The following is a 20,756-nucleotide window of genomic DNA, read 5'->3' as shown; positions in this document are numbered from 1 at the left end:
GATCCAGCAAAATGTACCAGCTTTCTTTAAGCCGCTCCAAATCTGTTGCATAAATGGGCAAATTTGGGGAGAGAGTAAAAGGGAAACCATGGTGAGCCATGCACCCCACAAAGGAATCGCCGGAATTGAGAACCACACTCACCGAACCCCACGTGTGCCCGGGAGTGTAAATTATTTTTCCGTCGATGCCGAATTCGCCGAGCGGAAAATCAGCGTTCGAAAGAACAATGTCAGGTTTTTGGTGTGGAATTTTTATCTTTTGAGCAAAGGGTTTTAATAGGAGCCGGGAAGTTTTTCCCCAGCGGGTAACACCGGGAGGCCAGTTAAAACAGGCTTCTTCCAAAAAATTCCGGTCGTTTTCGTGTATGGCCACTTTTGCTCCGGTTATCTCTTTAATTTCTTTTGCCGAACCGATATGGTCGAAATCGCCGTGGGTTAAAACAATCAGTTTTATTTCTTTCGGATTGATGTTAAACGAGGCAAGTTGTTTTATAAACGATTTTAATTTGTTGGGAGGTCCGGCATCAACCATAACAACCTTGTCGCCTTTAATAATGTAGCACCGGTTAATTCCGAATTTGAGGGTGAAAATTTGAGGAAGTCGTTTCATTTTCCTTTTATAAATCGTTCATTTTTCAGATTTAAAGTTCCGGAAAACGATGTTGCAAAACCAACCAGCTATGTTGCAAATCCTTTAAAATTTCAGGTATTTTTTTAAACTATGATGCAATGAGCTTGATTTGGAAGATTTACGGATGTTCCAGGAAATGTTTTTCTTTTTCTGTATCCCGAAGAAATTGGGCAACCAACTGGTGCTCATTTTGGTATTTTTGTTCGAGATTTTTTAAAACATCCTGAAATTCAGCAGTATTTCGAATATTGTCGAGCATGGGGTTTGTTTTTAGTGACGTGATATACCAAACCGGGCAAAACTCTTTATTCGTTAATGTTTTTAAATATTCCAGCGCTTTTTCATTTTCTCCGATCGTTGCATACAAACAGGCCAGATTATGCGAAGTGGAATAGTTTTTACTTTGGTAGTTGTGTATGGAATTCAAATCCTGGTTTCGTTTTATTTCGGCATTTATATATGCCATTGCTTTTTCATTTTGTCCCTTATGCAGGTAATACCAACCAAGGCAACCTTTTGGGTTAGGCTGAAATGCATCAAAATAATAGGTCCCCTCAACTTTTTGGGCAAATTTTTCAATTTCTTTTTCATTGCCCAGCATAAAGTTGAAAATGAATAAATACTGATTCACTTTTATCTGGGTAGAATCTTTTTTGTATAGTTCCATCAAATAATTCACCGCTTTTTCGGGATTTCCGTTGCAATAAAGCGACCAGGCTTTTTGAGTGATAAACTCAACTGAGTCATTGTTGATATTCAGAACAAACTGCATAAAAGATTCTGCTTCTTCTGTAAATCCGACAGCATTAAAATAGGTGCTGAGCCCTCTGTTGGTCCAAATATCGCTGTACGGATCTTCACGTAATTCTAAAGCAAAAAATAAGGATTCTACTGCTTTCGAGTAGTTTTCCCTGCAGGCATAAACAAAAGCGAGCTGCCTGTAGGAAGAAGGCTCGTGCGGAATTTTATCAATTCCTTTTTTTATAATTCTTAAAGCTTCATCAAATTCTCCTTTTAACGACATTACCTGGCTCTTGAGATGTGTTCCGGGAAAACCGTTAAAATGAACTTTTTCAGATTTTTCATACCAAATCAGCGCAGTGTCAAGGTAACTGTCAGACAGGAACACATCGTTCGTTCTACTCATGTCGTTATAAAACCAGCCAATTCTTGTATAAGGTACTGGAAAATTTGGATCGTGTTTGATGGTTTCCAGGTAATACCGAAAAGCCAGTTGGCGATAGGCAACACTTTCGGGCTGGAGTGCATATAAATCTGTATAATGACTTGCCGTTTGAAAACTTTTATTTGCGGCTAAATTGCTTGTTGTTTGCGGTGCCCATATATCCTGATTTAAAAATGTAGCCTTTACTTCCCTGCGCATAATTTGCGAAATTTCGTTTTGAAAGATTAACGGATCTTCGCTGGTTTGGTCGCTATCAAATAATGCTGACCAAACAATTTTTCCCGTAATAACATTGGTCATCAGGAACCTTACTTTCATATTTCTGTTGATGGTTTGAGAGGTTCCCTCAATAAGGTAATTGATTTTCAGTTTTTTAGCCCATTGAATGGGGTTGTGGGATTTTTCCTCTTCAAGGAATTTTATAGGAGAAATCAAGGTGATAAATTCGATAGTTCCAAGGTTATTTATTATTTCGTTCCTTAATCCGCTCAGAAATAATTCATTTTCTTCTATTTGGCTAATGTCTTTGATGGGCAAAACGGCCACAGTTTTTTCCAGCTCTTTTGGCTGTTTTGAAAACAGATTCAAATTTATTTTTTCATGAAAGATAAATAAAACAATCAAAATGAAAATAATGAACATGGAGGCCACCAGGGCGATTTTTTGTTTTTCTAAAATTCCAGACTTTTCCTTGATTAAAACGGGTTCTGTACTTCTATTTTTTGCTTCTCCCGGCGAATAGCCAAAATAATCGTGAAAGCATTTCGAAAAGTAGGTTACACTGTGAAAACCCGAATCAAACGCAACATCTGAAATACTAAGCGAGGTTTGTTGTAAAAGTTCTTTCGCATGTTTAAGTTTTACCTGGCTAATAAACTGACTTACAGAAACATTTGCAATTTTGCTGATTTTTCGGTGAAGGGTTGACCGTTCCATACCCAATTTTTTTGCCAGTTCGTTTACCCCAAACTGGTCATTTTTCAGGTTGGCTTCAATTACCTCTGTAAGTTGCCCGATAAAATCCTCCCCTTTTTTAGATGTAACGGTCATTTTGGTTCTTTACATAAAGCTTTTATCTTACTTTATGACGGGAAGTTACGAATATTTTTTGGTGTTTAAATTGTGGTACTAATTTTTGATATTCAGAGCTAATTTTTTTATTTCAGCCTTATTTTACGTTTTCTTTTTTAGATCATCTCTTTTTAAACCAACACGTTCCTGTTTTTTAGGAAAAATTGATTTTGTGGAAGAGGATTTGCGCAATTGATGTTTTCATTCAACTAAAAATTATCTTCTGTAAAAATTCTTCAACAACCAGGTATTTGTATTTCAAAAATTTAAAATAAATGCTTTTTAGCCTGAACTATTCATAAATTTTAAAAATATAAATTAAGTTCATCCGCCAACTGGCAGACCGACATAGATGAAGTTGAATTTTTAAAAAAAGGTTTACTGAATCTTAGTCGCTATCGGAGATAGGGATTATTTGTGAATAATCCGGGTTAGAAATAACTACAAGCATTTGCAACATATTTTAAACATTTTGCAAAATAACTGCTATGTTTTGCATTTTGATTTGGTTTAACTTGAAGACTGCAAAAAGGAGAAATTGATAAAATAGATGCTGAAGTTGTTTTCGCCCTGAATTGTGCAGCTTAATTTCTTTATTATTCGTATTTTATACTAAAAAAAATACTGGTCTGTAAGTAATAAACTTAAACATGGCTGTAAATACTCACGAAGATCAGGCTTTACTTAAGCGTTTAACTGCAATTGTGGAAGCCAACCTGAGCGACGAACATTTCGGGGTAAACGAACTGGCACAAAAAACAGGGTTGAGCCGTTCGCATATCCACCGAAGGTTAAAAAGCATTTCCAATAAATCACTCAGCCAGTTTATCAGGGAGGTAAGGCTTGAAAAAGCAAAAGAATTGTTGGAAGAGGGGAATCTTACAGGTTCTGAAATAGCATACAAAGTGGGATTTGGAAGCCCGTCTTATTTCATCAAAAGCTTTCACGATTATTTTGGATATCCACCGGGAAAAATTGGTAGTGGAAAAGCTGATATAAAAAAACCGGGGCGGGATAAGATTTCCTATAACGCAAATCGATGGATTATTATTACTTCTGCTATTTTTGTTCTGGTATTTGCCCTCTTTTTTATCCAGGTATTTAATCCATTCTTCTTTAAAAAAAGCGGACCAAAAATAAGTATTGCTGTGTTACCCGCGAGTTGTGAATTGTCGGACTCATGTCAGTTTAATGTTTTAAATCAAATCATTCAAAATGTGATTAACAACCTTAGTCTAGTAAATGAAATTGATCCAAAACCATGGCCTTCCCTTAGGCAATATTTAAACTCAGATAAGCCAATCCCGAAAATTACACAGGAGCTACATGTTAAATACATAGTTGAAACGCAGGTTTTCAATGTTTTTAATGGTGAAATTCAGTTAAATGTGAATCTTATTGAAGGGAACAAAAATACTCAGCTTTCTACCAATTCAGTTAACCTTGATTATTCAAATGCTCAGATTGCAGTTCAGGATTTTACAAAGGTTTTGCTAAAACAATTGAATGTTAAAATGACACCTCTGGTATATGAAAGAATCACCAGGATTATAACGAATAATCCAATAGCGTTGCAATTTTACTGGGACGGAATGGACAGTTTCAATCAATGGTTTTGGCATAAGGAAAGCCAAACTGATAAACTGAAACAGGCAATTTATTTATTTGAAAAAGCCTTAAAATACGATAATCACTTTGCATTAGCTAATGCACAAATGGCTGTTTCTTATTATAAATTGAAAGAAACAGGAATAGATGTCGAATCCTTTTCAGAAAAAATTGAATTGCATTCAAAACGGGCATTTTCTCTTGACAGTTTGAATGATATCTGCATGATTGCAAAAGCATACGCTTGCTTAAACAAAGGAGATAACGAATTGGCAATTTCTTATTTTGAACAGGCTTTGAAATACAATCCAAATTCGCTGATGGCATTGAGGGAACTTAATCGTATTTATGAAGCCAGTATGGGTATTAGTCCTTTTCGTAATAATGAGAAACAACTGGAATATGCGCTCAGAGTCATTCATTCAGAAATTCCTGAAAATAGCAGAGTGGGTATAACAAAATATGATTATGTTAATTTAGCTGTTGCATTTAGACACTCAGGGTTTTTAGAGGAGGCTTTGATTTATATAAACAAAGCCATTGAAATTGATACTAATTATGCCATGGGCATTGCTCATAAATCTCAAATTGTGACTGACTTGAAAGGGTATCAGCACTCCATTATGCTGTTAAATGAAAGCATCGAAAAGGATTCAACAAACCTATTTGTAAAAGACTGGCTGTGGCTCACTTATTACATGTTGCATGATTTTGAAACCGCTTATCGCTATCTTATGAAGTTTGGGGGAATGCCTGCAAGTGGCAGTTTCTTTGGCAGGGCTTCCTTAATGTTGAAGGAAAGAAAGGAAGACGAAAAAGCTCAAGAATTTTTGGAAAAATATTTTGAATATGCAAAAAGTATTAAGGGACCTATTAAAAGCTTTCACTTATCTCAGTACTATTTTTTAATCGGGGATTCTAAAAATGCGATCGAACAGTTGAAGACTTTTTCAAAAGAGGAAAATTACCCAAACTGGATCATTCGTGTTATAGAAGACGATCCGATAAATGATAATTTTCGTAATTTGCCGGAGTTCAAAAGAATTTTAAAAAAAATTAAAAAGAGATTTCGGAAAAATCACGAAAAAATAAAGGACAACCTCGAAAAGAAAGGATTGCTTTTGGCATCCGGTGTTTAGCAATTAATTTTCTTTAAATCAAATAAACATCTTAAATAGTGTTTTCAATAATTCCCTCAATGCAACCCCTTTTAAACCCATGCAACATGATTTAATGATTTCAATCATGTTTTAAATGATTACAACATAGTTGATATGTTCTGCCTGCCTGTAGGTTGTAATTTTATTCATGGAAAAGTTTTTCAATTTTTAGTTTCATTTATGTTTAACAATTAAAAACTCAAAGCCATGAAAACAAAAATTTTTATTCTCGCAGTTTTGATTTTACCCATAGCAGCTATGGGACAAATCTTCCACAAAAATGTGGACATCTCTGAAGTAAAAGTTACTCCTCCTGTTTTTGCCGGAGTAGAAATTGTTCCTGATGAACCCGATAGCCAGGACAATTTTCTGGCCAAATACCTTGCTGAATATTTTCAGTATCCTGCTCATGCCAAACAATGTGGCGACCAGGGTACTGGAATCGTTCAGTTTGTTGTGCAGCCTGATGGCAGGTTAACGGATTTCCATGTTATCAACAGTGTTTGTCGCGAACTGGATAAAGAATTTATACGGGTAATAAAAACCACCGAAGGCATGTGGAAACCGGGCTCCAACAATGGCAACCCTGTTCAGATGGAAAAAGAAGTTTCCATGATGTTTGTAGCTGACTGTGAATGGTGCAACAACAAACCAAGAGAATATTTTATGAAACAGGCCAAAGCATATTTTGCCAAAGCAAATGCTTTGTTTCTGGAAAAACACAATTTAAAGAAAGCGCTGAGAAATTATAACCTGACCGTTAAGTACCTGCCCTATGATGAATCAGCATTGCTTTTAAGAGGACTTTGCCGCTACGAAAATGGGAATATGGAAGAAGCCCGCACTGACTGGGAAAGGATTAACAAAATTGGTGGCAGCTTTGATGCCAGTCCGTATTTAGAAGAACTGACTTCGTTAAAAGGCTATAACGAAATGATGGCCACACTTGAAAAATAAACCTGTGATTTGAAAATTTAGAAATTGTTCCGGAATGAAACCAGTTCCACAAAACATGTAAAACCAAAAATTAACGATTATGAAAACACTAACAGTTTTATTATTCGGAGTTATCCTCATTATTGCAGGATGCTCAAAAACCGATGATTTCCCGGAAGGGAATATGACTGACAACCAGTTGAAATCTGCCGATAACAGAAGTTTCAAAATGTTTTTTATAGGTGGATATACTTTGCCAGTAATTTGCGACGGTGTAACTGTCGATTATTTGGAAGTGGAAGATGGTGACGAAAGTATTATTACACGCGTAACGGCTCACATTACTGATGGGAAATTTGCTTGGGCAATAGTTCATGCTAACGCCTCCCTTACAAGTCAATTAACTGGGGAGACATTTAAAATAAATGAGACTGATAAAATTACCTTCGACCAAAATGAAGAAGTGACAAGTATTATGTCTCGCGCACACGCACGAGGTGACCAAGGTACTCATGTAATTATGTTTTTTGAGATAGATTTCGCGACATGGACATTTGAACTGATAAAAGGTAATTGTCCCGGGAATAATGAATAATGCAATCATTCAATTCTAAAGACATGTTAAACTAAAAATTAACGATTATGAAAACACTATCTGTTTTATTATTTGGAGTTATTCTCATTATTGCAGGATGCTCAAAAACCGATGAATTTCAGGAAGAAAACATGACTGAAAACCAGTTGAAATCTGCCAATTCTAAAACCATCAACTTTGAAATGCAAGAAATGTTCCCAGGCTGGGTATATTATGCGCCATTAATATGTGACGGAGATACGGTTGATATTCTGGTGGAAGATGTTCCCGGATCAGAAATTACCGTTCATGTAACCGCACACTTTATTGATGGTAAAATGGTATGGGCGATATTGCATTGCAAAGGAACACTGACAAGTGAAGCAACAGGTGAGACATTTAAATTAGTCGACCAAACCAGGGTAACGTTCGATGAAAATTTTGAGCTTACTTCAAATATTTATCACGTTCATGCACTGGGGAATAAAGGTACTCATGTAATGAATTTTTTTGAACTGGATTATGAAGCACAGACATTTGTGTTGACAAAAAGCATTTGTCCGCAGAGTGATTATTAAGGTATTTATTATCAGGTAAAAATGCAGAAGGGAAAGGTATGAAGATTTAAATCAACTGTGCCGGAATTTCTGTTATTTTGAATCAATTCTGTGGGTTTCAAAAAACACAGTTCTCCCCTTCATTTCATGAGTTGAAAATAATTCAAAAGAATGGAGGGGATTTTAGCTGTAATTCACGCGCATTAAATTAATTTCTTCAGCACAACATGAATTTTTCACTCCAAAAACCCAAAAAACACCTCCTGCAACATAAGTGCAAACATTTGCAACATAGGTTAATCTTTTTGCAACATACGTGCTATGTATTGCTTTAATTTTTGCCGTAAATTCTAATATTAATAATCAGCTAAAAAGTTCAGGCAATGAAAAAAATCAAAAAAACTTTTTTGGTCATTTTTGTGCTGTTGGTTTCTTGTTTCTTATCAACGGCACAGAATGAAAAAATCCCCGTTACTTCCTCTTCTGAAAAAGCAGTGAAACTTTACCACCAGGCCTGGTCGAATCTGAAAAATGCTGAAATTGCAAAAGCGCATCAGTTACTTGAGGAGGCGCTAAATGAAGACCCCGGATTTTTTATGGGGCACTTTGTTCTTGCTTTTAACAACTTGAACTTCGGGAACCGGGATGTTTTTAAAGCACATGCTGAAAAGGCATTAAACAGCAAAGCCGAATTAAGCAAAGGTGAGATGCTGCTGAAAACCGCCCTCCGGCGAATGAACGAAAATCCGAAAGCAGATGTGACCGATGTGGGTGAAAACCTGGTGGAAATTTACCCCACAGATGAAGTGGCTTATTTTATGCTGGCCGCTTTCCAGGGCATTGTAAACGATTTAAAGGGAACCGCAACAACGTACAACAATCTTTTGAAAATAACGAACAATCCGGCACCGGTTTATAACATGCTTGGCTACACTTACCTGCGGATGAATGATTTTGAAGCCGCTGAAAAAGCATTCAACAAATACATTGAGCTTTTTCCCGGCCATCCCAATCCGTACGACTCGAAAGGCGACTATTTTATGGCCGTGAAAGATTACAAAAATGCACACAAAAGTTTTATGAAGGCGTATGAACTCGACAACGCCTGGAGTCATCAAAAAGCCATGAAGGCAAAAGAACTGATGGAAAAAGAACTGATTACGGATGGAGAAATTTCGTTCACTGCGGAAGAAATTCTTGAAAAAAGCATTCAGTACCATGATCCAACAGGAGTTTGGGATACTTATAAAGGTAAAATGCACCATGTTACGGTTTTAGGCCAAAATTATGTTGTTACCGAAACCATTGAATTTGACAAGCCTAACGATTACTATCTAAGTACTGCATACCAGAATTTTGGAACCATAAAAAGAGGAATAAACAAAGGTCAACACTTTTTCAGCCTCGATGATGATACCATTATTTCCCAACAAATTAAAGATAATTGGGGCCTCTCCAGTTCAGGAATTAATTGGTATAAAAATCAACATTTAGGTCATTTTGGAATGCCCATGCTACTTAAAACGGCAGGTATGACTGTCGCGAAAAAAGCTGAAATTGTAAAATTTGACGGGAGGGATTGTTATGCATTAACTTTCACAGGAGTTCCGGAAAAGGTAATCGATCCAATATTCGAAAATACGTCAATTTTATATATCGATCCATCAACTTTTTGCCTGAGAGGTTATAACTGGATGATTGACGAAAACACAAAGTTTACGGCAGTACTTTCAGGTGAAATATCAATTAACGGACTCAAAATTCCGCATATAATTTGTTTATACAATGCTCAAGGAGAACACGGTTCAAGTAGCATAAATACAGTAATTCCGGTAAACTAAAGAGAAATTTTTAAAATCCAAAAATTATGAACCGAACATGAATTTTCATTCTTAATATTCACAAACAAGAAGAATTAAAATTCATCGAGAGTTCCATCGAATACAAACGAAATAAAAAATTCTAATGAGATGAAAAAATTAATTGCGTTTTTAATCATTGCAACCCTGTTTATGCAATGTTCTGACAAAAAAACAGCTATCAAACCAAATGAAACAACTGTAATTGGTTTATTTACTCCGTATGAACTTATGCCTGAAATTGTTCATAAAAAGGTGAAGGAAATAAAAGAAACAAATTTCTGGCCTTTAGAAAAAAACGGAAAAATTGAAGCCGGCCAGCGGCTCAACACTGCTGCGCGCGACACGTTAAGCTGGACTGCTGATTTTATGGTTCAGTTCGATGAGTCGGGCCTTGCTGAAAAAGTAATTCATTTGAATGAAAATGATGACCCGTATGAATCGTGGATTATAAAAAATGAAGCAGGCTACCCGGTGAATGCAAGTTTTTTTGTAAGAGATTCAATTGCAGGGAAACAGGAAATCACGAAAATAAATGATACCAGTTACCGGTGGAAAATTATTAACCCGCAAACTGATACATTAAGAAGCAGTGGTGTTTTGGAATTGAATGAAAACCGGAATTACAAAACTCTCCAATTTTATAATTTTAAAGGGGAACCAACCAGTAAATATGAATGGATGTATAATTCTTCCGGCCAATTGGCAGGATATACGGTTTCAAGAAACGACACTGTAAGAATGGGAATGAACTTTACCTACAACGAAAAAGGTTCGTGTGAAACGCAGGAAGTTTACAGCAAAATCAATGGAGAATCAGAAACAAACCGGTACGAATATGAATACGACGATGCCGGAAACTGGACGAAAGCTGTGTCATTTGTTAACGAAAAGCCATTCATCGTTGCATTGAGAGAGTACACTTACTATTAATCATAAAAATCATGAAAAAAACAGAATTTGATTTAAAAGGGCCAGATGTAATGAAACTCTCCTGGTTATTAAGCAACGGACAGGTTGTAATGCTTACCTGCTGCAACTCCGAAAAATTCATTAATGGCATAATTACCGCTAGCTGGGTGGCGCCTACCTCTCATGAACCGCTTTTAATAACGGCATCAATAGGAAATGGGGAAAAAGGCGAAGATTCTTACCGTGCCTGCCACGCGCTGATTAACGAAACCAAAGAATTTGGGTTAAACATTCCAATCCCGGAACTTACCGAAGCCATACTTAAGGTAGGAACCACGCACAGCAACGAAGTGGACAAGTTTGCCGAAACCGGGTTAACACCAATGCAATCAAACAAGATTAAAGCTCCAATGATTAAAGAGTGCTTTATGAATATTGAATGTAAAGTTATCGACCAGATTACGACTGGCGACCATACCGTTTTTGTGGCCAAACCAGTTGCCGTATTGATGAACGAAGATGTGATGACTGACGGCAAATTCGCGGAAAAATACATTGATAAAAACAACCAGGTTCAAATTTGTGAATTAATCACTGCCTGGAATCTGTGGTAAAAAATTAGTTATAAATCTTAAAATCAGAAATCATGAAAAATTTATTTTGGACATTATTTGCTCTTATTTTATTGGCAGGAATATCCTGTCAGGACAAACAAACAACAGCAGAATTGAATGAGTTGAAATCGAGGGAAAAACTTGAAGAGAATAATAAAGAACTCGTCAGTAATTATTTTAATGAACTTTGCAAAACCAAGCCTGATGATTTAGCTGTGTTTCTTACAAAATTCATTTCATTGGACTACATATTACACCTTCCAGGAGAAGAAATAAGGGGAATGGAGGGCCTTGTAGATCATTATGCAAGTTCAATGAAGAACTTTCCAAACTTTGAACAACCAATTTATGATATTATTGCAGATGGAAACAAAGTAGCATTTCGGGGAGAGTTTATTGCTACTCAATCAAACGGGAATGTGATTAAATCAACATTTTCTGGATTCTGGCAAATTAAGGATGGCAAAATAGTTGAATGGTGGAGTGAATATGACGCTTTAGGCATGATGCAACAACTAGGCATGGAACTCAAGCCTGTAGAAAATAAGAAATAGACAATTATATTGAAACATAAACAAACAGCAGCGAAATTCACATAAATCATTCTTGTTTCTCATTTTTAATTGACGTAACATGAATCATTATAAATCTTAAAATCATAATTTATGAAAAATATTTTAAAAAGAAAATTAGGCAGGTCCGGCATTGAAGTCAGCCCAATGGGTTTGGGATGCTGGGCAATTGGCGGCAACATTTTCATGCAGGGATTGCCACTTGGCTGGAGCACAGTTGACGATAATGAATCGTTAAAAGCACTAGAAAAAGGATTGGAAATGGGTGTTAATTTTATCGACACGGCAGATATGTACGGGACCGGTCATTCTGAAAAACTGGTTGGTGAGGCCATTAAAGGCAAACGCGATAAAGTGGTTATTGCCACGAAATTTGGATTTACCTTCGAACCCGGAAGCCGGGAAATTCTCAGCATGGAGGGTGATGGTTCGCCTGAATACATCCGCAAAGCCGTTGAAGACAGCCTTTCACGGCTGCAAACCGATTACATTGATTTGTACCAGTTACATTTGGGTGAATACCCAATGGACAAAGCACAGCAAACCCGCGATGCTTTGGAAGAATTGGTAAAAGCCGGAAAAATACGAAGTTACGGGTGGAGTACCGATGATTTTGAACGGGCTGCCTTTTTTGCCGAAGGTGAAAACTGCGCTGCAATTCAGCAGATTTTCAATTTGTTTGTGGGTAACAAAAACATACTTCAGTTGTGTGAAGAAAAAAACCTTGCCAGCATCAACCGTGGACCTTTGGCAATGGGCCTGCTAACCGGCAAGTTTTCAACTGAAACAAATCTTCCAAAAGACGATGTCAGGTCTATACTCCATAATTTTGCCGATGAATACCATATATTTTTCTCGGAAGGCAAGCCCGTAAAAAAATTACTTGATAAACTCGATGCAATAAGGGACATCCTCAAAAGTAACGGTCGCACCCTGGCGCAGGGAGCGCTTGCATGGCTTTGGGCCCGAAGTGAAAATACCATTCCGATCCCCGGTTTTAAAACCGTTAAACAGGTGGAAGAAAACGCAGGGGCAATGCAGTTCGGACCGCTAACCAGCGAACAAATGAAGGAGATTGATTTGATACTGCATAAGGAGCAAGATTATATATCAAACATTCAAAAACCAATAATATGAAACGAGCATGACAAAATTTTTTAACACAAACGGAAATTATTGGATGAAGTTTATCCTCATTCAGTCTAACAAGTTTTCTTTCGCCGAAATATTTTATTTCGGAACATTACTATTTAATAAGGTAAGTTGCTCAATTATAGTATATTAAAAAAGGCAAAAATCATGATAGAACACGTACACAAACACATCACGTCAGAATTACAACAGAATACCCGAACGGATATCATCTTTATTCTGACATCAATATTTCTTAACCTGATCACCCTCGCAGTGAATTCAGGCATGTCAAAAGGATCAAGACGCCTGTTTTTCTATCCCTTTCGAAATTTGATTTTATGGTTCCTGAAATCATGTGGAGTGATTATATAAATAAATTACCAACATTAAACGTGTATAATTTTGATAAAAGTGGTCATTATCCACATGTTGAGGAACAAGAATTATTTGACAAAAAATTACTAAAATGGATAAAAGACAACTAAAACCAAAACAAATGAAAACAAAAATTTACATCACCTTGATTCTGGTACAATGCACACTGGCATTGTCATTTGTTTCACAAGCCCAGTTTCCCGAATTCACCATTATTGATACTGGTGCAATATACACAAGCACTGGCCACCATGTAGCCAGTGGATGGTTTGATATGGATAATGATAACGATATGGATTTGATAATCACAAATTCTTCGGGTATGGGCTATACTAATCATCCAAACCTGTTATATAAAAATGAGTTGAATGGAAATTTTATTCAGGTAACGAATACCGAATACACCCTTCAAAGCTTAACAGTAGGACTACCCGGCCCTTTTGGCGATATCGATAATGATGGAGATCAAGACCTGATTAACGCTGACTGGATCGGTACAGATTATTTTATATATCAAAATGATGGGTACGGTAACTTTGAATCTCTAAAAAACTTAAAGCAGCTCTTTGGTTTCACAAGTGTCCTTTTTGACCTGGATAATGATTCATTTCCTGACATCATTCAATTTCATGAGGATAGCAGCAGAGTTTACGCTAATGACGGTACTGGCAACTTTGTCGATTATAGAGATTTGAATATTCCCTGCCAGGATTCAAGTGCTGTGGTACATAGTATTGCATTGGGAGATGCTGATGATGACGGGGATTTTGATTTGTATATTGGATACACTAATGTTTATGGGGGAAGCAGTATCAAAGCTAAAAACGAATTCTTTCTGAACAATGGTTCCGGCAGGTTCATCAGGCAATCGGACCAGGCAATTATTGTGCAGGACCTGGCTATGACTCCGAGCATTAATTGGTTAGATTACGATAACGATGGGGATATGGATTTATATGTATTAAATTCTTTTGATAAAAGTCCTGCGAATAGTATTTCCGGTGCATTGTTTGAAAACAAGGGTGAGTTGGTATTTGAAAAACATATAATCGAACCTGCCGGATACCGCGATGCACATCGTGTATCCTCGGTATGGGGAGACCTGGATAACGATGCCGATCTTGATTTATACATTACTATAGAAAAAAATGGAAATTTTGGCCATGTTTCACCAATCAAACATAATTTACTGCTGCAAAATAATGGCGATGGGACTTTTTCAGAAGTTTACAATAACACGCTTGCCACAGAAAGTTCTCACACAGCCACTTTCGAAGACATTGACAACGATGGATTCCTGGATGTGTTGCTGGTAAGATTTTCATGGGCCAACAATGGGCGTAACACCCTTTGTATGAATGAAGGGAATGACAATTCATGGCTGATATTGAACCTCGAAGGTACTTCATCAAACAAAACTGCTTTTGGAACCCGCATCATAGCAAAGGCTGCAATTAATGGTCAGCATATAATGCAAACCAGGGAAATAACACCTATGAGTGGCCACGCAACCTATAATTCAACCCGGGTTCATTTTGGCCTCGGGGATGCAGCACAGGTCGACACCCTGATCATCAGATGGCCTTCAGGAAATGTTGATGAATATTTGAATGTTGCAGCTAACGAGATCCACAAGTTTATCGAAAAAGATGATACTGAAGGAGCTCAGAGCTCTTCTTCTGAGTCAAAATTTATTCATCCGAATTCAAAACTGACTGAAGTGTTTTCCGGTGGTGAGACGTTTTTAGAAGGGGCAACAATGTCAGGAGATGGAATTTTATTTTTTTCTGATATAGCTTTTACTTCCTTCCCTGGAATGAAAGCTGGAATCATCTGGACTTTTAATCCTCAAAGCAATGAAGCCAAAGTCTATCGATCCCCCAGTGGAATGTCAAACGGACTCATGTTTGATTCCAATGGTGATCTGATTGCTTGTGAAGGTGCTGACTTTGGCGGAAGAAAAGTTACAAAGACAGACATGAAGACGGGCAAAAGTATAATCCTCGCGGCGTTGTACAATGGGAGACCGTTTAATTCTCCTAATGATCTTGCCATTGATCAGCAAGGGAGAATATATTTTACCGATCCACGCTATTTTGGATATGAATCAATTGACCAACCTGTCAAGGGTGTTTACCGAATTGATAAAGATAATTCTGTCCATCTGTTGGCTTCAAATGTTGACCAACCAAATGGAATAATGGTCTCACCCGATCAAAAAACGGTATATGTAGCAAACTGCAATTTCCCGGGAAATGGCAATACCTCATTCCTGCCAAATGATTATAAGGGCGTCCGGCCAACTGGATCGGGTTCAGTATTCGCATATAATTTACTGCCTGATGGTAGTTTGCAATTGAAAAGTAAGCTGATTGACTTTGGTGCAGATATTTGCCCGGACGGAATGACAATCGATAAGGAAGGCAATTTATATATTGCTCTCGGTGACAAGGTTGGTATCTTTTCTCCTGGTGGAAAAAAAATGTTTGAGATAAAAGTACCACAAGCTACCAATTTGTGCTTTGGGACAGGTAAATATAATCGTACTCTGTTTATCGCAGGGGGTAAAAGTGTCTATGCTATTGAGACACTAAAGGAAGGATTTAATGTTATCGAAAAACGGTAAACAGTTTGACGGGAAAAAGTTGTAAACAACCTGACAAAAAAAATGAGAGGACTGATGATAAATCAATATTTAGACATATACAAGATAAAATTGCATTCCAAAATTAATTTGATACAACTATGAAAACTATTTCAATTACTTCAGCATTTGTCCTTTTACTGTGTTTTTACAGTTGCTCTGGACCTGAACCTAAGACTAATCTTGACTTAAAAGTTGTCGAGACTGAGCTGCGTGCATTTGAATCTAATCATCGAACTGCAATCGACAAAAAAGATATCGCAGGTATTCTTCAATACTATGCCACAGACTTAATCACCATCTCTCCAGATGAGCCAATCCTATATGGTAAAGATTGGATAAGAACACTTGTCACAGACCTTTACAAAACATACGATTTTCACGAAGATTTCAAGTTCATTGATATAAGAATTGTTGGAGACCGGGTAGCTGCAAGTTATACTTTCAAACAACAAATGATTCCTCTTTCAGGTGGAGATACAATTACCCAGACTGGAAAGGGAATGTGCATATTAAAACATTCCGAAACAGGTACCTGGCCATTTGAGTGGAATGCTTATCACAATAATTAGAATCAATATGAAACATTTATTCTTTTCATTAGTCATTTGCTCCCTATTCTGTTGTACAGGCGTTTATGCCCAGAATGGGAAATATGTTGAAACCAATGGTGTAAAAATCTATTATGAAACTTACGGTAGTGGGGAACCACTTTTACTGCTACATGGCTTCATGGGAAGTCATAAGAACTGGTCAACCTGGATTGAAGACCTCTCGAAGGAATATCAACTTATAGTTCCTGATCTGCGAGGTCATGGAAGATCAACCAATCCATCCAAAGTATATACACATGCATTATCTGCCAGGGATATGTTCGGATTGTTGGATAAGTTAGAGATCGATCGTTTCAAAGCAATTGGGCATAGTTCCGGTGCTATGACCCTAACTCATATGGCCACAATGGATAGCTCCCGATTAACAGCCATGATCCTGGTTGGATCCACATCCTACTTCCCGGATGAATGTAGATCAATACAAAAAAATTATTCATACGAGACAATTAGTGATGGTTTGAAGTCTTTTCTGGAATCACACCATCCTGGAGGTGAGGAGCAGTATAGAGAATTAATTACCCAGTTCAGAAAAATGGCAGATAATTATGATGATATGAACTTTACACCTCCATATCTTTCAACCATAAAATGCCAAACACTGATTATTCACGGAGATCGGGATGCTTTCTTCCCGATCGATATACCAGTCAGTTCTTTTAAGGCAATTCCAAATTCATTTCTATGGATAGTTCCGAATACAGGACACTCCCCAATTGGCATTATGGGAGATGAATCTATTTGGTCTGATGTTGCTTTGAAAGCATTTAATGAATTTTTACAAGGAAAATGGAAGTGATATGTATGCCTATAAAAAACACAAGTTATGAAAACCTTATCAATTGCAATCTTCATCTTTTTATTCTGCATTGATTTCAATGTATTGAATGCTCAGACTTTGACTCAAACACAAATTACTGCTATTGAAAAGCCAACCGAGTTCTTTAGAATAGTAAGGGAAGTTTTATGATCCTGATTAACAACCGTTACATGAGGCATAATTAATGTAAAATATTAAAAACCAACAGTATGAAAACATCAAAATTTGCAGAAAGTCGCCGGAATTTTCTAAAAACTGTAATCCCTGCCGGAGGGATGATTTGCTTTGGGTGCCCTAATTTGTCAAAGGCTAACACAACTTCACCAATGAATCAAGACCAGCAATTCCTTGAGAGAATCCAAACTGAACTCAAAATTACGCATGAGGAATTATTTAATTATCGTTTTAAATATTTTATTGAGCGTATGGAGAAATTTGCGGATTATATTGGCAGGGATAAGGTTATATCTATGTTGAAAAATGCAACTGATGATTGTAATTCTGAGAGAATTCCAAACTTAGAGGCTACGTGTTTAAAAGATTTTATTAATCCGATACTGAAAAGTGAAAATTATAAAATTCGCCTGGACATACAGGTGTTAGAATTTACTGACAAAGTATATCAGCACAAAGTAACAAATTGTCTTTGGGCAAAAACCTTTCTTGCTAAGAACGCCGGTGATATCGGTTATGCAACAATCTGTCATGGAGACATCTCAGGTGCGACTGCCTTTAACCCTAAATTAAAACTGGAACTGACAAAAACCCTTATGGAAGGCCATGACTGTTGTGATCACAGGTATAGTTGGGAAGGTTAAGAGTCTTAAATATTATTATTGGACAGCACTGGCTGCATGCAGTAAGTCGTTTATAGAAATTTATGGTTATGAAACGATTATGATTTGGCAATCACAAAAGAAAATAAATAAATTGCTCATGAGAATTCCATCGGGCCATGAAAGGGAATCATATCACGTATATCATAATTTATTGAAATACAAAATATTAAATACAATATATTCAGATGAAAATATTAAATGGCAGAATTAGAAGTAAAAGAGAACATATTTTAAGAATAACATTTCTGATTATTACATCCATTCTTTTAATTGGCGTTCTTCCTTTATGTAAAATCAAACTGAAAGATAAATCAGATGATGAATTATTGAAAACAGCATTCAAGATTTGTGAGAATAATCTTATTTTGGATTCTCACATTGATTGGCCGGATAAACATCTTCAATTTCCAGAGGATATCTCAATGAGAACCACAAAAGGAGATTTTGATTTAGTAAGAGCTAAGATTGGTGGTCTGAATGCTGCTTTATCGGTCGCTTATATAAAATCTGATTTAGATGTTAACGAGAGTCGTGTTTTGGTTGATTCGATTATAGAATTGATAAATAATTACACAATAATATATCCGGATAAATTTGCTCAAGCCAAAAACCCCAATGATATTAAAGAGAATTTTAAAAATAACCTGCTCTCTTTGCCATTGTGCCTTGAAAACGGATTGCCGGTTGGTAACGATATAAGTTATCTGAAAAACTTAAAGGACAGAGGTGTTGTATATATTACGCTTAATCATGATAAGACAAATCAAATAAGTGACTCCAACTTTGATGAAAACCGAAAATGGAATGGGCTAAGTCCGTTTGGCCTGGAAGTTATAAAGGAGATGAATCGCCTTGGCATAATGATAGATATTTCACATTCAACAGACAGTACTGTCTTTCAATCTTTACGTTACTCTGAAGCACCAATAATTGCTTCCCATTCATCATGCTGCCATTTTACACCCGGTTTGGAAAGGAACTTATCAGATACTTTAATAAAAGCCATTGCAAATAAAAACGGGGTTATTATGGTTAATTTGTGTTCTATGTTCCTCGATTCAACATGCATGAAAAACTGTGGTTATTTGCTTAACTGGTATCATTCAAATGGAATCGATATGGATTCAGAAGAGGGAATTGAATTTGCTCTTAAATATGGGGAAACACACCAAATAAAATCAAATTCAGAACAAGTGGTTAATCATATTGAACATATAATAAAGATAGCAGGTATTGACTATGTAGGTATTGGTTCTGATTATGATGGGATGGGACCATCACAGCCAATAGATTTGCCCGATGTATCAAGTTATCCAACAATAGTTTTTGAATTACTGAAAAGAGGTTATTCAGAAAATGATATAAAAAAGATATTATCAGGTAACTTCCTGAGGGTTTGGAATCAAATAATTGAAATTGCAGGTTCTTAAAATAAGTTTGTGGTAATTTTTTAAAAAACTATGTCATAATCTATTGATAAGAATTTAAAATAAAAAAATGAGGGCAAAATTTATACTTGGATTAATAATAGGGCTTACGTTTATTATTTCCAAACAAACGATAGCACAACGTCCATCAAAAAGTGATTTTGATATCCCATATGGAGACAATCCTGAGGCTGGAAAATATATCGTGGTAAATGGAACAAACTTATATTATGAGACTTACGGAAATGGCAAGCCATTAATGTTAATACATGGTAACCTGGGCAACATTAATAAAATGAGCCATCAGATAAGCTATTTTTCTAAACATTACTATGTAATTGTACCGGATTGCAGGGGCAGAGGGAAATCTGAAATGAATACTGATTCGCTGACTTACGATTTGATAACTGCTGATTTAATAGCACTAATAGAAAGCCTTAATTTAGATTCATGCCATATTATTGGATGGAGTGACGGAGGAATTATTGGTTTATTAATGGGTATAAATTACCCTGAACACGTAAATAAAATCGTTGCCATGGCCGCAAATTTATGGCCAGATACCACAGCGCTGCTTCCATGGACAAAAAACTGGATAGTAAATACAAAATTGGAAGCAAGCAAAATGATAAATGCACAAGACACTTCAAATGATTGGTATTCTATTTATCAACTTATGAATATGATGGACAAACAGCCTGATATAGAGCTGAAGGAATTAAAAAAGATTCAATCACCCGTTTTAATTGTGGCTGGTGATAAGGATTTAATAAGAGATGAGCATACAGTGTTAATGTACCAAAATATTCCTAATGCTCAATTATGGATAATTCCAGGCGGAACACATTTTGCCCCGGTCAGACAATCAGACTTGTTTAATAAGACAGTAAATAAATTCTTAGATGAACCATTTACCAGACCAGACAGTAAATTTTAACTACCGCCAATAAAAGATAAACTATGTCTGGATTTTTAATAAAGATCATGATGGAAATTGGAAATGGGCAAGGGTAATTTCAAATTCTACCAAACAAACACCAAATGCTGAATCGTAACGAAAAATTTACTAATTACAATCTTCATCGTTTTAATCTAAATTGATTTCTGGTTAGGGTCGAATAATTTGAAAGCACTATCTCATAAACTGTGTAAATGAAAATACCGGGGGTCGCGACCCCCGGTATTTTTTTGTTTAATTTAAATTTGCACAGTAATGAAAAAAGAAG

17 protein-coding genes are annotated in these 20,756 nt (G+C 36.4%); 15 read left to right on the top strand and 2 right to left on the bottom strand.

Going from position 1 to position 20,756, the window contains the following annotated elements; genetic code table 11:
* Both ACESMA_RS19535 and ACESMA_RS19530 read right to left on the bottom strand, forming a co-directional pair.
* On the bottom strand, positions 1 to 610 hold a 610-nt coding region (locus ACESMA_RS19535; RefSeq protein ID WP_372950553.1), incomplete at its 3' end, for an MBL fold metallo-hydrolase.
* Between the two features lie 139 nt (positions 611 to 749).
* A complete protein-coding gene (locus ACESMA_RS19530) occupies positions 750 to 2,867 on the bottom strand; it encodes a helix-turn-helix domain-containing protein (RefSeq protein WP_372950552.1) in 2,118 nt (705 codons plus the stop codon).
* Positions 2,868 to 3,538: 671 nt separating this feature from the next.
* Here ACESMA_RS19530 and ACESMA_RS19525 point away from each other — a divergent pair.
* The 15 genes from ACESMA_RS19525 to ACESMA_RS19455 all read left to right on the top strand — a co-directional run bounded on the left by ACESMA_RS19525 (position 3,539) and on the right by ACESMA_RS19455 (position 20,467).
* Positions 3,539 to 5,635: a helix-turn-helix domain-containing protein gene (locus ACESMA_RS19525; protein ID WP_372950551.1), complete on the top strand. Its 2,097-nt coding sequence runs from the start codon at positions 3,539 to 3,541 to the stop codon at positions 5,633 to 5,635.
* Positions 5,636 to 5,863: 228 nt separating this feature from the next.
* Positions 5,864 to 6,613 carry a TonB family protein gene (locus ACESMA_RS19520; protein WP_372950550.1) on the top strand — a complete coding sequence of 250 codons (750 nt, stop codon included), beginning with the start codon at positions 5,864 to 5,866 and terminating at the stop codon, positions 6,611 to 6,613.
* A gap of 79 nt (positions 6,614 to 6,692) precedes the next feature.
* Entirely contained in the window at positions 6,693 to 7,187 is a 495-nt protein-coding gene (locus ACESMA_RS19515; protein ID WP_372950549.1) for a hypothetical protein, read from the top strand.
* A gap of 47 nt (positions 7,188 to 7,234) precedes the next feature.
* Positions 7,235 to 7,744 (top strand): hypothetical protein, encoded by a 510-nt coding sequence (locus ACESMA_RS19510; RefSeq protein WP_372950548.1) that lies wholly within the window; start codon positions 7,235 to 7,237, stop codon positions 7,742 to 7,744.
* 362 nt (positions 7,745 to 8,106) lie between these two features.
* Positions 8,107 to 9,564: a DUF6503 family protein gene (locus ACESMA_RS19505; protein ID WP_372950547.1), complete on the top strand. Its 1,458-nt coding sequence runs from the start codon at positions 8,107 to 8,109 to the stop codon at positions 9,562 to 9,564.
* A gap of 129 nt (positions 9,565 to 9,693) precedes the next feature.
* The gene (locus ACESMA_RS19500; RefSeq protein WP_372950546.1) at positions 9,694 to 10,515 is read left to right on the top strand and encodes a hypothetical protein; all 822 of its coding nucleotides are present in this window, start codon (positions 9,694 to 9,696) and stop codon (positions 10,513 to 10,515) included.
* An 11-nt stretch (positions 10,516 to 10,526) separates the two neighbouring features.
* The gene (locus ACESMA_RS19495; protein WP_372950545.1) at positions 10,527 to 11,108 is read left to right on the top strand and encodes a flavin reductase family protein; all 582 of its coding nucleotides are present in this window, start codon (positions 10,527 to 10,529) and stop codon (positions 11,106 to 11,108) included.
* A gap of 32 nt (positions 11,109 to 11,140) precedes the next feature.
* Entirely contained in the window at positions 11,141 to 11,662 is a 522-nt protein-coding gene (locus ACESMA_RS19490) for an ester cyclase (RefSeq protein ID WP_372950544.1), read from the top strand.
* A gap of 111 nt (positions 11,663 to 11,773) precedes the next feature.
* Positions 11,774 to 12,817: an aldo/keto reductase gene (locus ACESMA_RS19485; RefSeq protein WP_372950543.1), complete on the top strand. Its 1,044-nt coding sequence runs from the start codon at positions 11,774 to 11,776 to the stop codon at positions 12,815 to 12,817.
* A 463-nt stretch (positions 12,818 to 13,280) separates the two neighbouring features.
* Positions 13,281 to 15,815, top strand: a complete 2,535-nt coding sequence (locus tag ACESMA_RS19480; protein ID WP_372950542.1) for an SMP-30/gluconolactonase/LRE family protein — start codon at positions 13,281 to 13,283, stop codon at positions 15,813 to 15,815.
* Between the two features lie 119 nt (positions 15,816 to 15,934).
* Positions 15,935 to 16,405 (top strand): YybH family protein, encoded by a 471-nt coding sequence (locus tag ACESMA_RS19475; protein ID WP_372950541.1) that lies wholly within the window; start codon positions 15,935 to 15,937, stop codon positions 16,403 to 16,405.
* Between the two features lie 7 nt (positions 16,406 to 16,412).
* Complete coding sequence (locus ACESMA_RS19470) at positions 16,413 to 17,243, top strand: alpha/beta fold hydrolase (protein ID WP_372950540.1); 831 nt, start codon at positions 16,413 to 16,415, stop codon at positions 17,241 to 17,243.
* Positions 17,244 to 17,473: 230 nt separating this feature from the next.
* Positions 17,474 to 18,082: an L-2-amino-thiazoline-4-carboxylic acid hydrolase gene (locus ACESMA_RS19465; RefSeq protein ID WP_372950539.1), complete on the top strand. Its 609-nt coding sequence runs from the start codon at positions 17,474 to 17,476 to the stop codon at positions 18,080 to 18,082.
* A 206-nt stretch (positions 18,083 to 18,288) separates the two neighbouring features.
* Positions 18,289 to 19,533, top strand: coding sequence for a dipeptidase (locus tag ACESMA_RS19460; RefSeq protein WP_372950538.1), 1,245 nt, complete (start codon positions 18,289 to 18,291; stop codon positions 19,531 to 19,533).
* A gap of 67 nt (positions 19,534 to 19,600) precedes the next feature.
* Positions 19,601 to 20,467 carry an alpha/beta fold hydrolase gene (locus ACESMA_RS19455; protein WP_372950537.1) on the top strand — a complete coding sequence of 289 codons (867 nt, stop codon included), beginning with the start codon at positions 19,601 to 19,603 and terminating at the stop codon, positions 20,465 to 20,467.
* Positions 20,468 to 20,756 lie beyond the last annotated feature (289 nt).

It is taken from the genome of Mariniphaga sp., assembly GCF_041687215.1.
GTDB lineage: Bacteria > Bacteroidota > Bacteroidia > Bacteroidales > Prolixibacteraceae > Mariniphaga.
This window is presented reverse-complemented; position numbering and strand designations above follow the sequence as displayed.

What these genes read in the sequence shown, in the direction of transcription:
- ACESMA_RS19530 (WP_372950552.1), bottom strand. Translation starts at nt 2,867, where the DNA reads ATGACCGTTACATCTAAAAAAGGGGAGGATTTTATCGGGCAACTTACA.
- ACESMA_RS19525 (WP_372950551.1), top strand. Translation starts at nt 3,539, where the DNA reads ATGGCTGTAAATACTCACGAAGATCAGGCTTTACTTAAGCGTTTAACT.
- ACESMA_RS19520 (WP_372950550.1), top strand. Translation starts at nt 5,864, where the DNA reads ATGAAAACAAAAATTTTTATTCTCGCAGTTTTGATTTTACCCATAGCA.
- ACESMA_RS19515 (WP_372950549.1), top strand. Translation starts at nt 6,693, where the DNA reads ATGAAAACACTAACAGTTTTATTATTCGGAGTTATCCTCATTATTGCA.
- ACESMA_RS19510 (WP_372950548.1), top strand. Translation starts at nt 7,235, where the DNA reads ATGAAAACACTATCTGTTTTATTATTTGGAGTTATTCTCATTATTGCA.
- ACESMA_RS19505 (WP_372950547.1), top strand. Translation starts at nt 8,107, where the DNA reads ATGAAAAAAATCAAAAAAACTTTTTTGGTCATTTTTGTGCTGTTGGTT.
- ACESMA_RS19500 (WP_372950546.1), top strand. Translation starts at nt 9,694, where the DNA reads ATGAAAAAATTAATTGCGTTTTTAATCATTGCAACCCTGTTTATGCAA.
- ACESMA_RS19495 (WP_372950545.1), top strand. Translation starts at nt 10,527, where the DNA reads ATGAAAAAAACAGAATTTGATTTAAAAGGGCCAGATGTAATGAAACTC.
- ACESMA_RS19490 (WP_372950544.1), top strand. Translation starts at nt 11,141, where the DNA reads ATGAAAAATTTATTTTGGACATTATTTGCTCTTATTTTATTGGCAGGA.
- ACESMA_RS19485 (WP_372950543.1), top strand. Translation starts at nt 11,774, where the DNA reads ATGAAAAATATTTTAAAAAGAAAATTAGGCAGGTCCGGCATTGAAGTC.
- ACESMA_RS19480 (WP_372950542.1), top strand. Translation starts at nt 13,281, where the DNA reads ATGGATAAAAGACAACTAAAACCAAAACAAATGAAAACAAAAATTTAC.
- ACESMA_RS19475 (WP_372950541.1), top strand. Translation starts at nt 15,935, where the DNA reads ATGAAAACTATTTCAATTACTTCAGCATTTGTCCTTTTACTGTGTTTT.
- ACESMA_RS19470 (WP_372950540.1), top strand. Translation starts at nt 16,413, where the DNA reads ATGAAACATTTATTCTTTTCATTAGTCATTTGCTCCCTATTCTGTTGT.
- ACESMA_RS19465 (WP_372950539.1), top strand. Translation starts at nt 17,474, where the DNA reads ATGAAAACATCAAAATTTGCAGAAAGTCGCCGGAATTTTCTAAAAACT.
- ACESMA_RS19460 (WP_372950538.1), top strand. Translation starts at nt 18,289, where the DNA reads ATGAAAATATTAAATGGCAGAATTAGAAGTAAAAGAGAACATATTTTA.
- ACESMA_RS19455 (WP_372950537.1), top strand. Translation starts at nt 19,601, where the DNA reads ATGAGGGCAAAATTTATACTTGGATTAATAATAGGGCTTACGTTTATT.